The 13526-nt window shown below is 64.4% G+C and carries 15 protein-coding genes; 4 read left to right on the forward strand and 11 right to left on the reverse strand.

Features of this window, described 5'->3' with window-relative positions; genetic code table 11:
* Positions 1–115: 115 nt before the first annotated feature.
* The 3 genes from lplT (at position 116) to PSV26_RS22185 (ending at position 3227) form a co-directional block, all read left to right on the forward strand.
* Positions 116–1396: a lysophospholipid transporter LplT gene (lplT, locus tag PSV26_RS22175; protein WP_300512169.1), complete on the forward strand. Its 1281-nt coding sequence runs from the start codon at positions 116–118 to the stop codon at positions 1394–1396.
* Between the two features lie 52 nt (positions 1397–1448).
* Positions 1449–2315: a DMT family transporter gene (locus PSV26_RS22180; RefSeq protein WP_300574207.1), complete on the forward strand. Its 867-nt coding sequence runs from the start codon at positions 1449–1451 to the stop codon at positions 2313–2315.
* 426 nt (positions 2316–2741) lie between these two features.
* Positions 2742–3227, forward strand: coding sequence for a glutathione peroxidase (locus PSV26_RS22185; RefSeq protein ID WP_300512059.1), 486 nt, complete (start codon positions 2742–2744; stop codon positions 3225–3227).
* 77 nt (positions 3228–3304) lie between these two features.
* Here PSV26_RS22185 and PSV26_RS22190 read toward each other — a convergent pair whose 3' ends face one another.
* Both PSV26_RS22190 and PSV26_RS22195 read right to left on the reverse strand, forming a co-directional pair.
* On the reverse strand, positions 3305–3991 hold the full coding sequence (locus PSV26_RS22190) for a YafY family protein (protein ID WP_300512057.1): 687 nt from the start codon (positions 3989–3991) through the stop codon (positions 3305–3307).
* Positions 3992–4020: 29 nt separating this feature from the next.
* The gene (locus PSV26_RS22195; RefSeq protein WP_300512056.1) at positions 4021–4713 is read right to left on the reverse strand and encodes a helix-turn-helix domain-containing protein; all 693 of its coding nucleotides are present in this window, start codon (positions 4711–4713) and stop codon (positions 4021–4023) included.
* A gap of 186 nt (positions 4714–4899) precedes the next feature.
* Between PSV26_RS22195 and PSV26_RS22200 the strand changes: the two genes are divergently transcribed.
* Complete coding sequence (locus tag PSV26_RS22200; protein WP_300512055.1) at positions 4900–5226, forward strand: DUF1330 domain-containing protein; 327 nt, start codon at positions 4900–4902, stop codon at positions 5224–5226.
* A 66-nt stretch (positions 5227–5292) separates the two neighbouring features.
* Here PSV26_RS22200 and PSV26_RS22205 read toward each other — a convergent pair whose 3' ends face one another.
* The 9 genes from PSV26_RS22205 to PSV26_RS22245 all read right to left on the reverse strand — a co-directional run bounded on the left by PSV26_RS22205 (position 5293) and on the right by PSV26_RS22245 (position 13425).
* Positions 5293–5739: an EVE domain-containing protein gene (locus PSV26_RS22205; protein ID WP_300512054.1), complete on the reverse strand. Its 447-nt coding sequence runs from the start codon at positions 5737–5739 to the stop codon at positions 5293–5295.
* Positions 5740–5748: 9 nt separating this feature from the next.
* Positions 5749–6120, reverse strand: coding sequence for a VOC family protein (locus PSV26_RS22210; RefSeq protein WP_300574209.1), 372 nt, complete (start codon positions 6118–6120; stop codon positions 5749–5751).
* 74 nt (positions 6121–6194) lie between these two features.
* Complete coding sequence (gene glcF, locus PSV26_RS22215) at positions 6195–7427, reverse strand: glycolate oxidase subunit GlcF (protein ID WP_300574210.1); 1233 nt, start codon at positions 7425–7427, stop codon at positions 6195–6197.
* Between the two features lie 85 nt (positions 7428–7512).
* Positions 7513–8673, reverse strand: a complete 1161-nt coding sequence (gene glcE, locus PSV26_RS22220) for a glycolate oxidase subunit GlcE (protein WP_300574212.1) — start codon at positions 8671–8673, stop codon at positions 7513–7515.
* Positions 8674–8747: 74 nt separating this feature from the next.
* Positions 8748–9680, reverse strand: coding sequence for an SMP-30/gluconolactonase/LRE family protein (locus tag PSV26_RS22225; protein WP_300574214.1), 933 nt, complete (start codon positions 9678–9680; stop codon positions 8748–8750).
* Positions 9677–10543 (reverse strand): aldose 1-epimerase, encoded by an 867-nt coding sequence (locus PSV26_RS22230; protein WP_300574216.1) that lies wholly within the window; start codon positions 10541–10543, stop codon positions 9677–9679. Before PSV26_RS22230 ends, PSV26_RS22225 begins: the two co-directional genes overlap by 4 nt.
* A 171-nt stretch (positions 10544–10714) precedes the next feature.
* Entirely contained in the window at positions 10715–12253 is a 1539-nt protein-coding gene (amt, locus tag PSV26_RS22235; RefSeq protein ID WP_300512047.1) for an ammonium transporter, read from the reverse strand.
* Between the two features lie 28 nt (positions 12254–12281).
* On the reverse strand, positions 12282–12620 hold the full coding sequence (gene glnK / locus PSV26_RS22240) for a P-II family nitrogen regulator (RefSeq protein ID WP_077591625.1): 339 nt from the start codon (positions 12618–12620) through the stop codon (positions 12282–12284).
* A gap of 37 nt (positions 12621–12657) precedes the next feature.
* Positions 12658–13425: a TorF family putative porin gene (locus tag PSV26_RS22245; RefSeq protein ID WP_300512045.1), complete on the reverse strand. Its 768-nt coding sequence runs from the start codon at positions 13423–13425 to the stop codon at positions 12658–12660.
* Between the last annotated feature and the right edge of the window lie 101 nt (positions 13426–13526).

Below are 13526 nucleotides of genomic sequence, written 5' to 3' on the forward strand. Positions count from 1 at the left end.
TTCTGCCATCCTGCCGCGTGCTATAAACCTTGATCGTCAGGAGACATTCACATATATCGCGCGGCATCAGACTGCCTGATGCATTCGCCACAGTGCCCAACACCGTTCAATGAAGCTGAAGCGCGGTTTTTACACCATCATGGCAGCCCAGTTTTTCAGCTCGCTGGCTGATAACGCGCTGTTCGTCGCCGCCGTGGAGCTGCTCAGAACGAGTGGAGCGCCCAAATGGCAACCGGCCGCCCTGGTGCCGATGTTTGCGCTGTTTTACGTGGTGCTGGCGCCCTTTGTCGGCGCTTTTGCCGATGCGCAGCCCAAGGGCAAGGTCATGTTCATCAGCAATGCCATCAAGGTGGTGGGCTGCCTGATGATGCTGTTCGGCACGCACCCGTTGATGGCCTATGCGATTGTCGGCCTGGGCGCTGCCGCCTACTCCCCGGCCAAATACGGCATCCTCACCGAGTTGCTGCCGGCCTCGCAGCTGGTCAAGGCCAACGGCTGGATCGAAGGCCTGACGATTGCCTCCATCATCCTGGGTGTGCTGCTCGGCGGCCAGCTGGTCGGCCATTCGGTGTCGCACCTGCTGCTGTCATTCGACCTCCCCGTCATCAACACCGGCATTGACACCCCGCCCGAAGCGGCCATCTGCGCGCTGATTGTCCTGTATGCGATCGCCGCCTGGTTCAACACGCGGATTCCGCTAACCGGGGTCGAAATGCGTCCGATGCCGCGTAACAAGCTCGAGCTGCTGCCCGACTTCTGGAACTGCAACTCGGCGCTGTGGCGCGACAAGCTCGGTCAGATCTCGCTGGCGACCACCACGCTGTTCTGGGGCGTGTCGGGCAACCTGCGCTACATCGTGCTGGCCTGGAGCGCGGCGGCCCTGGGCTACAGCACCACGCAGGCGTCGTCCCTGGTGGGTGTGGTGGCCATCGGCACCGCCGCCGGCGCCATCCTGGCGTCCATGCGCATGCGGCTGGAACACGCGACCCTGGTGATGCCACTGGGCATTGCGATGGGCCTGCTGGTGATCCTGATGAATTTCATCACCAACGTCTGGGTGGCCGCTCCCTTCCTGATTCTGCTCGGCGGCCTGGGAGGCTTTCTGGTGGTGCCCATGAATGCGCTGCTGCAGCACCGTGGCCACAACCTGATGGGCGCCGGCCGCTCCATCGCCGTGCAGAACTTCAACGAGCAGGCCTGCATTCTGGCGCTGGGGGCCGGCTACAGCCTGTCCACCGGCATGGGCCTGTCGGCCTTCGGCGCGATCACCGCCTTTGGTGTGGTCGTGGCCGGCTTCATGTGGCTGATCCAGCGATGGCACAAAAGCAACTGCATCAAATACAAAGAGCAGATCGATCATCTGATGAACATCGCGCGCAGCGACAAATCGCACTGATGCAGCAGACATGGACGGGCGGCCTTGCCGTGCTGCCCGGGAGTCAGACGCCGTGAATCGCCGTGGCACCGTACTGGCCGCATTCGCGCTGGTCTTCAACGCCTTTGTCTGGGGCGTGTCCTGGTGGCCGTTTCGCGAGCTGCAGTCGCAGGGGCTGCACCCTCTTTGGTCCACGGCGCTGATTTACTTCTTCTCGCTGGCCTGCATCTGGGCATGGCGACCCGGCGGCTGGCGCAGCTTCGCGCAGCACCCGCAGCTCTGGTGGCTGGCCGTCGCCGCAGGGCTGACCAACGTCGGCTTCAACTGGGCGGTCACCGTCGGGGACGTGGTGCGGGTGGTGTTGCTGTTCTACCTGATGCCGGCGTGGTCCGTGCTGCTGGCCTGGGGCCTGCTGGGGGAAAGGCCCACCCGCGCTTCACTGTTGCGCCTGGTGCTGGCGATGGCAGGTGTGCTGATCGTGCTGAAGTCGCCCGGCTCGCCCTGGCCGGTCCCGTACAGTGCAGCCGACTGGCTCGCCCTGATGGGCGGCTTCAGTTTTGCCGCCACCAACGTGCTGCTGCGCAAGCTGGCGTACACGCCCGGCGAAGCCCGCATGATGGCGATGTTTGGCGGCGGCGGCCTCATGGCCACCGCCACTGCCTTGCTGGGCCTGGCCTGGCACATCGTGCCGGCGCCGCTCTGGAGCACCTCGTGGGCGGGTGTGGCGCTGGGCCTGGCGCTGGCCTTCCTGCTCAGCAACATGGCCCTGCAGTATGGTGCGGCACGCCTGGCGGCCAGCACCACGGCGCTCGTGATGTTGACCGAGATCCTGTTTGCCAGCCTGTCGGCGGCCGCGCTGGGCGCAGCGGAATTCAGCCCGCGCACCCTGCTGGGCGGCAGCCTGATTGTGCTGGCGGCCTTGCTCGCAGCGAGGAAATAGAGCCCCCACGGTCGTTCGCTGCGCGTAACTCCCTGCCCCCCGAGGGGGTGCATTTTTCCTCGGGGCGGCCCGGCGGAAAAACATAGCCCCCACGGTCGTTCGCTGCGCGTAACTCCCTGCCCCCGAGGGGGTGCATTTTTCCTCGGGGCGGCCCAGCGGAAAAACATAGCCCCCACGATCGTTCGCTGCGCGTAACTCCCTGCCCCCCGAGGGGGCCGCTGCACATGCGGACTGGCAAAGCCAGATCCGCGGCCCCTGCTTGAATTTGGGAGCCCCCCACGCTCCTCCACTCCTTGCGGGTCCTTGCCCCTGAGGAGCCGCTGCGCCTGCGGACAGGCAAAGCCGGATTCGCGGCCCCCCGCTTGAATTTAAGAACCACCGCACTCCCCTGCTGCAGTACAGTGGCAGGTCCAACCAGGAGCCACCATGAGCAGCATTTACGACTTCGAAGCCCGGCAGATCAACGGCCAGGACATTGCGCTTTCGCAATTCAAGGGCAAAGTCATGCTGATCGTGAACACGGCCAGCAAGTGCGGCTTCACGCCGCAGTTCGGCGGTCTTGAAGAGCTGCACAAGGCCTACACCGGCAAAGGTCTGGTGGTGCTGGGTTTTCCGTGCAACCAGTTCGGATCCCAGGACCCGGGCGCCGACGGCGAGATTGCCGAGTTCTGCCAGGTCAACTACGGCGTGAGTTTCCCGATGATGGGCAAAATCGACGTCAACGGCCCGGCCGCGCACCCGCTCTACAAATGGCTGTCGGCCGAAGCGCCGGGACTGCTGGGCAGCAAAGCCATCAAGTGGAACTTCACCAAATTCCTGGTCGGCAAGGACGGCCAGGTGATCCGGCGGTATGCGCCTACCGACAAGCCGGCCGACTTGGCGAAAGACGTGGAAGCGGCGCTGACCGCCTGATTCATAACAAAATCAGGCTTCCGCCCTTGATTTACGGTCGCCGATAGCTATCAAATAAGTAGCATTTTTAACCCGGACTACAACGCGGGTGCGCCGACATGGCGCAGAAAATCTGCCAGGGTTTTGCCGGCTTCATGCTGAAAGCCGCTGTCGAGGACCTGCAGCTTTTCAATGCGGTCCACACGAAAGCTGCGAAAAGCCTGCCGTGCCTCGCACCACGCCCCCAGCGTCCAGACCTTGCCCCAGAAAAAGCAGCCCAGCGGCCGGACCGTTCGCTCGCTGGTGTTGGCCTGCGGGTCGCGGTAGTGCAGCAAGACCTTGTGCCGCGCTTGCACCGCCTCACGCAGGCGTTGCAGCCGCTGCTGGTTCTCGCCATGCACACCCAGCAGGGGCGCGTAGACCGCCAGGCTTTCCGCGGCCACCCGGGCAGCCGCAGGCAGCACCGAAAGGATTTTCCCCAGCGCATCTTCGGCCTCGCGGGCCAGCCCCGGGTCCAGGCCCTGTTGCGCCAGGCGCACCGCGGCCACCAGCGCCTTGGCCTCTTCCTGCGTGAACATCAGGGGAGGCAGGTCAAAGCCGGTGCCCAGCCGGTAGCCCACGCCGGCTTCGCCTTCAACCGGCACGCCCTGGTGCTGCAGTTCGGCAATGTCACGGTAGATGGTGCGGATCGACACTTCCAGGCGTTTCGACAGAAACACCGCCGTGGTGAGGCGGCGCCCGCGGATCAGCTGCAGGATCTGGAACAAGCGGTCAGCGCGGCGCATTCGATTTGAGGTTTGGGGACAAGTCTCGTTCAGGCAACCAGTTTTTTGACGGTGGCAAACGGGCTGAGGCCCAGCCACGTCTGCATGGACTGGATGATGCCCTGGGAGCCGGACAGCTTGAGCTTGCCGCGCTCCTTGTCGACGGAGGTCAGGCCCATCCATATCGACGTCATGGTACGCAGGTCGGTGGTCACATACAGATTGATTTCAAAGCCCGGGTCAGACCAGCACAGGTCAACCTCTCCCTTGGGTTCGACCACCAGCCACCAGTGGCTTTTGGATGACGGCAGGTCAGAGTACACAAACTGGATCACCGTGCGCTTGTTGGGCAGCGGCGTAGGGTTCAGGTTGCGCCGCATGTCCCACATCAACAGCGAGGGGTCGAGGTGTTGCAGGGAAGTATCGGCGCTCACCCACTTCTGGCCCCAGAAACCGATGGCCTGCACCACTGTGCCAAGCTCGCGGCCGGCCTGGGTCAGGTGGTATTCGAAAACGCCCTTGCCCGACGGCACCAGCCTGCGCTCGATCACCGCGGCTTCTTCCAGCTCTTTCAGCCGCTGCGACAAAAGTGTCGGGGACATTTTCGGAACGCCGCGCCTGAGGTCATTGAAACGCGTGGAGCCGGCAATGAACTCGCGGATCAACACCAGAGTCCATCGGGTGCAGAGCACCTCGGTGGCCATGGCAAGCGGGCAGAACTGTTTGTAGCTGGCTTGTGTCATCGACTTCGTCCTTTCATCACTTCTTCCGCAAAAGGTAAGGGCTTGCCGGTTCAGCGTCCAGTCCTGAATCTGTACCGGGTGCTTCAGATATGTGACTGGATGGAAACCGGTTGTCGCCAGATACTTTCGCCGGGTGTGCAAATCCGGCCGCCCCTTGCGTCAATAAACCTAACTTCTGGAAAATGTATGAGCCAATTTTTAGTCGCGGAAATCAAGATCACCAACGATGCGTGGGTTCCTGCATATGCGGCCAATGTCCACAAATTTGTTGCCCGGCACGGTGGCAAGTATCTGTCACGCAGCGGCAACATCACCACTGTCGAAGGTCAGGGCAAGGACTGCAGCCTCGTTGCCGTGATGGAGTTCCCTTCAAAGACCGCATTGCAGGCTTTCGTCAATGATCCCGAGTATCAGCCCTACGTCAAGGCACGGCAGGCTGGAAGCAGCAGCCAGTTTTACATGATTGACGCGACCGACATCGCGGGAACGGTTCCTTACCTCACAGCCGGCTAAGGCCCGGGGCAGCCATTGAGGGGCAGATGCCCGCAGGTTTTTCTGCGGGCATCCGGAAAGATCAGGTCAAAAACCCGGAGGAGCAAGATCAGCCCGCATGGCCCGCACGATCAAACGCATGTCGTGGTCATTGACCTCGAACAGGCCAAAGCGAAACTTGTAGCCCCAGCGCTGGCGGTCTTCCACAAACTCGAACTGGCCCAGCAAGGGCAGGATGGACACCTCTTGCGCAGGCAGGTACGCGACATCGCGCCGGTAAGGCACAAAGCCGCCGCCCATGTCAAATGCGTAAGGGACCCCCTCCCGGACGACACCAACGGACACAAAGCGCTGGAAGTTGTCTTTCGCACCCAACGTGAGGGTGGGCGAGTAATACGCCACACGGTCACCCGGCGCCACGCGCCTGAGCGGCGCAAGCTTGCCGTGGCAGACCTGCATGTAGCCACTGCCGGGTTCTTCGCAACCCCGGCGGGCATGCTGGGCGCTGGCCACGGCGATCCAGTTTTTACGCATGGCGGCAACTCACGCCAAAGCGTGTAAACCCACCCGGTTGCCATCCAGGTCGGTGATATGCGCAAAAAACCCCATACCGGGTGGCAGGGCCTGCCGACCCAGCGCAATGGTGCCGCCAGCCGTGGTCACCCGCGCCAAGGCCGCATCCAGTGAAGGGGAAGCATCGAGGTAGACCAGCGTGCCGCCAGCACTGGGTGCCGATGCTGTCGGTCCGGCCATGAGGCAGCCGCCGACGCCTTCACCCTGGTAGGGAAACACAGCGCCTTCGGAGGGCCCCATCGGCTCGCGGCGCAACACGCAGTTCAGCACGGCTTCGTAAAAGGCCTGGGCGCGGTCAAGTTGGGTGCTGGGGATTTCAAACCAGCTGATGGCGTTTTTCATCAAGGACTCCTGTTGTGTTGAAGAAGCCTTGATGATCGCGGGGGACTGCTGACAGCGTGGTGTCAGCAGGCTTGTCAGCCCAGCGCCTGGTCCAGCACTTCCACCCAATGTCTGACCGGCGTGGCGGTGCCGCTTTGCAGGTGCGTGATGCAGCCGATGTTGGCCGACACAATCACCTCGGGCGTCATCTCGCCCAGATTCGCCAGCTTGCGGTCGCGCAGCTCGAAGGCAATCTCCGGGTTCAGCACGGAGTAGGTGCCGGCGGAGCCGCAGCACAGATGCGCCTCGCAACGGGCGACCTTCACGTCGAAACCCAGGGCGCCCAGGTGTTGTTCCACACCGCCGCGCAGCTGCTGGCCGTGCTGCAGCGTGCAGGGGGGATGAAACGCGATCGGTGCGGCGCTGGCAGTCACCCGGCCGCGCAGTGGCTCCACCAGTTCGGGCAGCAGCTCGCTCAGGTCGCGCGTCAGTTCGCTGATACGCGCTGCCCTGGCCGCATAGGCTGCATCGTCCTGCAAGTGGTAGCCATACTCCTTGACGGTGACGCCGCAGCCCGAGGCGTTCATGACAATCGCCTCCACGCCGGTCCCGGTCTCCGGCGCCACATGCGGCCACCAGGCGTCGATGTTGCGGCGCATCTCGGCCTTGCCCCCGTCCTGGTCGTTCAGGTGAAACTTCACCGCGCCACAGCAGCCGGCCTTGGCCGCCACCACGGTCTGGATGCCGGCAGCGTCGAGTACACGCGCCGTCGCGCTGTTGATGTTGGGCATCATGGCGGGTTGCACGCAGCCGGCCAGCATCAGCATCTTGCGGGCATGTTCGCGCCTCGGCCACTGGCCCGCTGGCTGGCGCGCAGGCACCTTGTTCTTCAGCCCCGCCGGCAACAGGCCACGCACGGCCTGACCGAGTTTCATGGCCGGTGCAAACAGCGGTGACGGCAAGCCTTCCTTGAGCGCCCAGCGCACCACGCTCTCGGAAGCGGGTCGCGCCACCCGTTCGTCGACCAGCTTGCGGCCGATGTCGATCAGGTGGCCGTACTGCACGCCGCTGGGACAGGTGGTCTCGCAATTGCGGCAGGTCAGGCAGCGGTCCAGGTGCAGCTGGGTTTTGCGCGTCGGCGCCTGGCCTTCGAGCACCTGCTTGATCAGGTAGATACGCCCGCGCGGGCCGTCGAGCTCGTCGCCGAGCAGCTGGTAGGTCGGGCAGGTCGCGGTGCAAAAACCGCAGTGCACACACTTGCGCAGAATCGCCTCGGCCGCCTGGCCGTCGGCGGTGTTCCTGAATTCGGGGGCGAGGTGGGTTTGCATCAAGTCTCCGACGGGCCGCCCCGAGGGGACTTGCGCCCCCTCGGGGGGCAGTGAAACGGCGCAGCCGCGAACGTGGGGGTCAACATCAGAAGTCGGGGTAAAGGCGGCCGCGGTTGAAGATCCCGGCGGGATCGAACTCTTTCTTGAGCTGCCGGTGAATCCGGTCCAACGGCGGTTTCAAGAGGTCAAATCGGCCTTCAGCCCTTTCAGTACGTGCGCCACCAGCTATAAAAAGCGTAGCAGTCCCGCCAACGGCCGAGGTGGCATCGCGCAGGCGCTGCGCCTGACCGGCCGCGGCCCGCACCCAGCGCTGCGCGCCGTGCCATTCGACCAGCGGCGGCTCGGGCAGGTCCAGCACCAGTGCCGTCTGCGGCACCGACAGGCGCCACAGGTCCCGCTCGCCGCGCGCCAGGAACCAGGGCAACTGCTGGTCGCGGCACAAGCGCCAGTCGGGCGCCACCGCGGCATTGTCCTGGCGCTCTCCGCCCAGTGTTTTGCAGGCGGCCTCGACCGCTGCGACGGCGCCGCACAGACGCAGGTACAGCGTGGGCGCTCCGGCGTCGTCGACCCAGCAGCTGGCGTTGAGCGGCAGGGGCTGCCTGCCCCACGCGTTCAGCTGCGCCAGAGCCTCTGACTGGCTCATCCCGAACTTCAGCGTGGCTTCAGCCGGGGCCACCGGCAACACCTTCAGGCTGATTTCGGTGAGCAGGCCCAGCGTCCCCAGAGCGCCCACCATCAAGCGCGAAATGTCGTAACCCGCCACGTTTTTCATGACCTGGCCGCCAAAGGTCAGCAGCTCGCCCTTGCCATTGAGCAGGGTGACGCCCAGCACATAGTCGCGCACGGCACCCACGCTGGCACGCGCCGGGCCGCTCAGGCCGGCGGCCACCATGCCGCCTACGGTCGCTGCGCTCCCTGCGGTGGAACCGCTTTCTGTGAGGCCTTCGCCCAAGGGCTCAGACCGGGTGGCGCCTAGCCCAAAGCGGGGCGGCTCGAAAGGCAGGCACTGGCCGCGCTCGGCCAGGACGGCCTCGAGTTCGGCCAGCGGTGTACCGGCCCGCACGGTGACCACCAGTTCGGTGGGCTCGTAACTGGTGATGCCCGCCAGCGGTGTGGTATCCAGCACCTCGCCCTGCAGCGTCTGGCCGTAGAAGTCCTTGCTGCCGCCGCCGCGGATGCGCAGCGGCGTGCCGCCGGCTGCTGCGGCACGCACCCGGTCCATGATCAATTGAAGCGCTGAGTCCATGGTCCTGATGGTAAGGGGGCGCCGGTCGGCCGGGTTTGATATTTTTGAACGGCGGCTGTTCGCTTTTTTGGGGTTCAGCCCGGGTCCGCAAAAAAATGAACCGGCAGACCGGGCACGTCCACGCGCATCGAAAACACGCAGCCGGACTGCGGAAGTGCTTCGAGCTCCGCGGCGGGCCGCCCGTGACGCGCCGTGGTCAGATACAGCGTCTGCAGGTCGTCGCCGCCAAAACACACCATGGTCGGACACACCACGGGGGTGGGAATGTCGGCCAGCAAGGCGCCCTCCGGCGACAGCTTGAGCACGCGCTGGCCCTCGTACATGGCCACCCAGTAGTTGCCCTGGCTGTCCACCGCTGCGCCGTCGGGCCGGCCGCCATAACCCGGCATGCCGGGCTGCCAGCCGGGCGGCTTGGGCGGGAACTGCCGGAACACACGCGGCCGGGCCAGGGTGTTGCCGGCGGCGTCCCAGTCCCAGGCGCGAATGAGATGGCCGGTGGTGTCGGCCCAGTACAGGGTCTGGCTGTCGGCCGACCAGGCCAGGCCGTTGCCCACGGTCGCGTCGCCGGCCATGCGCACCAGCGCCGGCGCCCGGCCCGCCCGGCCGTCCAGGCAATACAGCGCCGCCTCGCGCGCATCACGCGGCTCATAAATGGTGCCGGCCCAGAAACGACCCAGCGGGTCACACTTGCCGTCGTTGAAACGGGTGGTTCGCGGGTCGTGCGCGGCCGGGGCCAGTTGCTCCAGCGCGCCGCCCCAGGTCTGCGCCCTGTAGATGCCGTCGCGCAGTGCGATCACGAGCCCGCCGCCGCGCGCCGGAGCGATGCAGCCGGGCTCCAGGTCATGAGGGGCGGCCATGGCCCAGCTGTCCACCGTGCCCATGAACACATTGCAGCGGTGGATTTTTTTTTCCGCGATGTCGACCCAGTACAGCTGCTGCTCGTCGGGGTGCCAGAACGGCGATTCACCCAGTTCGCTGGGCTGCGCCACGGTGGTCGTCCAGATCATGGGGCGGACCCCACCTGGATGCTCATGTGCGCGCTGATTGATTCGCCCGGTGCCAGCACCTGGATGCCCAGCTCATCGGCCGGCCCCGCGCCCGCCTGCAGCAGGTTGATCGCATTGTTGACATGGCTGACCGGCTCGATCGCCACAAAATCCCGCTTCGGGTTGGTAAACACCACCAGGCGGCGCAGATTGGATGCGATGCGGGTGTGCATTTTTTCATCGCGCAGGTGCACCACGCCGTTCCAGCCGTCAAAGCAGTGGTCCACATCGAGTGAGGCGCAGTCCACATCGAGTCCGTGCGCCGGCTGGCGGTGCGTCGGCAGTTTTTCCTCGTTCATCTCCCAGCGCCCGGTCGCTTCAAACGTGATGCGGCTGCGGCCGCGCTTGACGAAGTAGGGGTGCCAGCCGAGACCGGCCGGCGCCGGCGTGGCCGACTGGTTGGTCATGCTCAGCGTGAGTTCGAGGGTGTTTCCACTGAGGCGGAAAGTCTGCGAGGCGTCAAAGGCAAACGGCCAGGCGGCGTCGGCGCTGTGTTCGAAAGCGAGCATCAGCAGCTGCTCGTCCTGCTCTAGCACCTGCCAGGGCCGCTGCCAGCCCAGGCCATGGATGGCGTGCGGTTCAGGCCCGTTGTTCTGCACCAGCGGATGGCTGGTGCCCTGCCACTTCAGGGTGGCATGCCCGACCCGGTTGGAAAACGGCACCAGCGGGTAACTGCCGGCCAGACGCACCGACATCAGCTCTCGGGCAGGTGTCGAGCGCAGCACAGGCAGGTCGCCCAGCCACAGGCCGGCGATGCAGCCGCCCAGGTCGGGCTTGATGTCACAACGCAGGCTGGCGCTGGACAAGGTGATGGGCTCGGTCATGGGCAAGTCTCCTGCTGTCATTGTGCACCGGGGGACAGACCGCCTGGGCAAAAAAAAGCCCGCCGGAACCGAAGTTCTTGCGGGCTCAACATCCAAAGGAGACTCTCGCTATTTATCCAAAATTCGTTCCAGCTGCCGTGGCCGCCCGGCGGCGGCCACGGTATTTGCCGGTCAGCGGCTGTAGGCGGTTTCGCCGTGCGACGTGATGTCCAGGCCTTCGCGCTCGTCTTCTTCGCTGACGCGCAGGCCGATGGTCAGGTCCACCACCTTGTAGGCGATGAAGGAAACCACACCGGACCAGACCACCGTGATCAACACGGCCTTGAGCTGGATCCAGACCTGCGCCACGATGGAGTAATCCGCCGCCGTCACCATGGTGGCCGTGACCCAGTCGGCCACGTAGCCGGGGCCACCCAGGCTTGGCGAGTTGAACACGCCGGTCAGCAGCGCGCCCAGGATACCGCCGATACCGTGCACGCCGAACACGTCGAGCGAGTCGTCCGCACCCAGCATTTTCTTCAGGCCATTGACACCCCAGAGGCAGGCGAAACCAGCGATCAGGCCGATGATCAGGCCGCCACCGATGCCGACGTTACCGGCTGCCGGCGTGATTGCCACCAGACCCGCGACGGCACCGGAAGCTGCACCCAGCATCGAAGCCTTGCCGCGCATCAGCGCTTCACCGACACACCAGGCCAGCACCGCGGCTGCCGTGGCACCCAGGGTGTTGATGAAGGCCAGGGCGGCGAAGCCGTTGGCTTCCAGGGCGGAACCGGCGTTGAAACCGAACCAGCCCACCCACAGCAGGGCCGAACCCACCATGGTCAGTGTCAGGCTGTGAGGCGCCATGGCTTCCTTGCCGTACCCGATACGTTTGCCCACCATGTAGGCGCCGACCAGGCCGGCGACGGCGGCGTTGATGTGCACGACGGTACCGCCGGCGAAATCAAGCGCACCCGACTGCCAGATGTAGCCGGCTTTGGCGGTCATCTCGTCAACGACTTCCTTGGCGGTGTAGGCATCGGGGCCCATCCAGAACCAGACCATGTGGGCCATCGGTGCGTAGCTGAAGGTGAACCAGATGACCATGAACATCAGCACGGCAGAGAACTTCATGCGTTCGGCAAAGGCGCCGACGATCAGTGCGCAGGTGATGCCGGCGAAGGTGGCCTGGAAGGCTGCGAAGATGATTTCGGGAATCACAACGCCTTTGCTGAAGGTTGCCGCGTTGGCAAACGTGCCGGCGGCGTTGTCCCAGACACCCTTCATGAACAGCCGGTCAAAGCCCCCGAAGAAGGCATTGCCCTCGGTGAAAGCCAGGCTGTAGCCGTAGATGAACCACAGCACCACGATCATCGAGAAGGTGACCATGACCTGCATCAGCACCGACAGCATGTTCTTGCTGCGGACCAGGCCGCCGTAGAACAGCGCCAGGCCGGGGATGGTCATCAGGATCACCAGCATGGTCGAGACCATCATCCAGGCGGTATCGCCCTTGTTGGGCACGGCAACAGGCGCCGCCGGTGCAGCCGGCGCGGCCGGTGCCGCAGCTGCCGGTGCAGCCATCTCGGCGGGTGCAGCAGCGGGAGCGGCCGCCGGGGCAGCGGCTTCGGACGCCGCAGGGGCAGCCGCCGGTGCCTGTGCCAGCACGGCAGCACCGGAAGTCAGCAGGCTCAGTCCCAGAGCCAGGGAGGCAAGTAGTTTTTTCATGTCTATTTCTCTTTTTTGGGGTTGAGGCTTAGAGCGCTTCCTTGCCGGTTTCGCCGGTGCGGATACGCACCACCTGCTCGAGGTTGTAGACGAAGACCTTGCCGTCGCCGATCTTGCCGGTGCGGGCTGCGCCCTCGACCGCTTCGATGACGCGGTCCACCAGCTCGTCGGACACCGCGGCCTCGATCTTGACCTTGGGCAGGAAGTCCACCACGTATTCGGCGCCGCGGTACAGCTCCGTGTGGCCTTTCTGGCGGCCGAAGCCCTTGACTTCGGTGACGGTGATGCCCTGCACACCAATACCGGACAGCGCCTCGCGCACTTCGTCCAGCTTGAACGGTTTGATAATGGCCGTTACGAGTTTCATGAGTTCTCCTTTGCCTCAGCTTCTAGGCTGTGTTATTTCAGAAACTTTTCTTGACGGACAGGACCAGGCCATCCTTGGCAAGGTCACGGGTGCCCGAGCCAGGCAGGGTGTAGGGACCGCCCAGGCCGTTGGTGCCGACCACTGCCAGGCTCACCACCAGGCCGTCGATGTCCTTGTTGACGGCGACCGAGTAGTCCGTGTAGGAGTTGCCATTCTTGATTTTCTGCGCACCGACGTGCGGCACGATGGACCAGCCGGAGCCCAGGTCAAAGTTGGCGCTGAGGTCGAGGTAGCCGCTGTTCTTGCTGTTGGCCGTGCCAAACAGGTTGGTCGTGGCGTGCGAGTATTTGGCCGTGACGATGCCGAAGGTGAGGGCGCCGTACAGCTCGAAGGTGTTGGGGTTGACAAACCCGGCGACCTTTTTCAGGTTGTTGCCGGCATACCAGTAGTACAAACCGCCAACGTCGTAGCCCACACCTTCGGCGAGGGAGCCCTTGTAGCCGCCGTAGAAATCGATTTCAACCGGACCCTTGGCCGTCGCGGGGGGGGTTGGCGAATCCTTGATCCACTTGATGCTCGAAGCCCAGGTACCCAGGTAAAAGCCGCTGGTGTGCGAGTAGTCGATGCCGCCATTGATCGCCGGCTTCTTGCCGGTCTGGGAAATCCCGCGGTAGCGGTAATCGGTGGTGGCACCGATGTTGTAGGACAGGGTGGACTCCGGCGCAGGGGCTGCGGTCTGGGCATAGGCCGAACCAGCAAGGGCAAGTACCATCACCAGCATTGATTTTTTGGCGGCTGATTTCATCGAGAGCTCCATGGATAGTTAAAGAAGGGAATGTGACGCGTTGAACACTTAGCATGGAGCGTGCCAAATTTTGTAGTCCGCAAGCGCCTTCGTCGGCGTCA

Origin of the sequence: Polaromonas sp. (assembly GCF_029945685.1) — a bacterium.
GTDB lineage: Bacteria > Pseudomonadota > Gammaproteobacteria > Burkholderiales > Burkholderiaceae_C > Polaromonas.

Coding starts and splice junctions, on each gene's coding strand:
- PSV26_RS22185 (WP_300512059.1), top strand. CDS start 2,742: ATGAGCAGCATTTACGACTTCGAAGCCCGGCAGATCAACGGCCAGGAC.
- PSV26_RS22190 (WP_300512057.1), bottom strand. CDS start 3,991: ATGCGCCGCGCTGACCGCTTGTTCCAGATCCTGCAGCTGATCCGCGGG.
- PSV26_RS22195 (WP_300512056.1), bottom strand. CDS start 4,713: ATGACACAAGCCAGCTACAAACAGTTCTGCCCGCTTGCCATGGCCACC.
- PSV26_RS22200 (WP_300512055.1), top strand. CDS start 4,900: ATGAGCCAATTTTTAGTCGCGGAAATCAAGATCACCAACGATGCGTGG.
- PSV26_RS22205 (WP_300512054.1), bottom strand. CDS start 5,739: ATGCGTAAAAACTGGATCGCCGTGGCCAGCGCCCAGCATGCCCGCCGG.
- PSV26_RS22210 (WP_300574209.1), bottom strand. CDS start 6,120: ATGAAAAACGCCATCAGCTGGTTTGAAATCCCCAGCACCCAACTTGAC.
- glcF (WP_300574210.1), bottom strand. CDS start 7,427: ATGCAAACCCACCTCGCCCCCGAATTCAGGAACACCGCCGACGGCCAG.
- glcE (WP_300574212.1), bottom strand. CDS start 8,673: ATGGACTCAGCGCTTCAATTGATCATGGACCGGGTGCGTGCCGCAGCA.
- PSV26_RS22225 (WP_300574214.1), bottom strand. CDS start 9,680: ATGATCTGGACGACCACCGTGGCGCAGCCCAGCGAACTGGGTGAATCG.
- PSV26_RS22230 (WP_300574216.1), bottom strand. CDS start 10,543: ATGACCGAGCCCATCACCTTGTCCAGCGCCAGCCTGCGTTGTGACATC.
- amt (WP_300512047.1), bottom strand. CDS start 12,253: ATGAAAAAACTACTTGCCTCCCTGGCTCTGGGACTGAGCCTGCTGACT.
- glnK (WP_077591625.1), bottom strand. CDS start 12,620: ATGAAACTCGTAACGGCCATTATCAAACCGTTCAAGCTGGACGAAGTG.
- PSV26_RS22245 (WP_300512045.1), bottom strand. CDS start 13,425: ATGAAATCAGCCGCCAAAAAATCAATGCTGGTGATGGTACTTGCCCTT.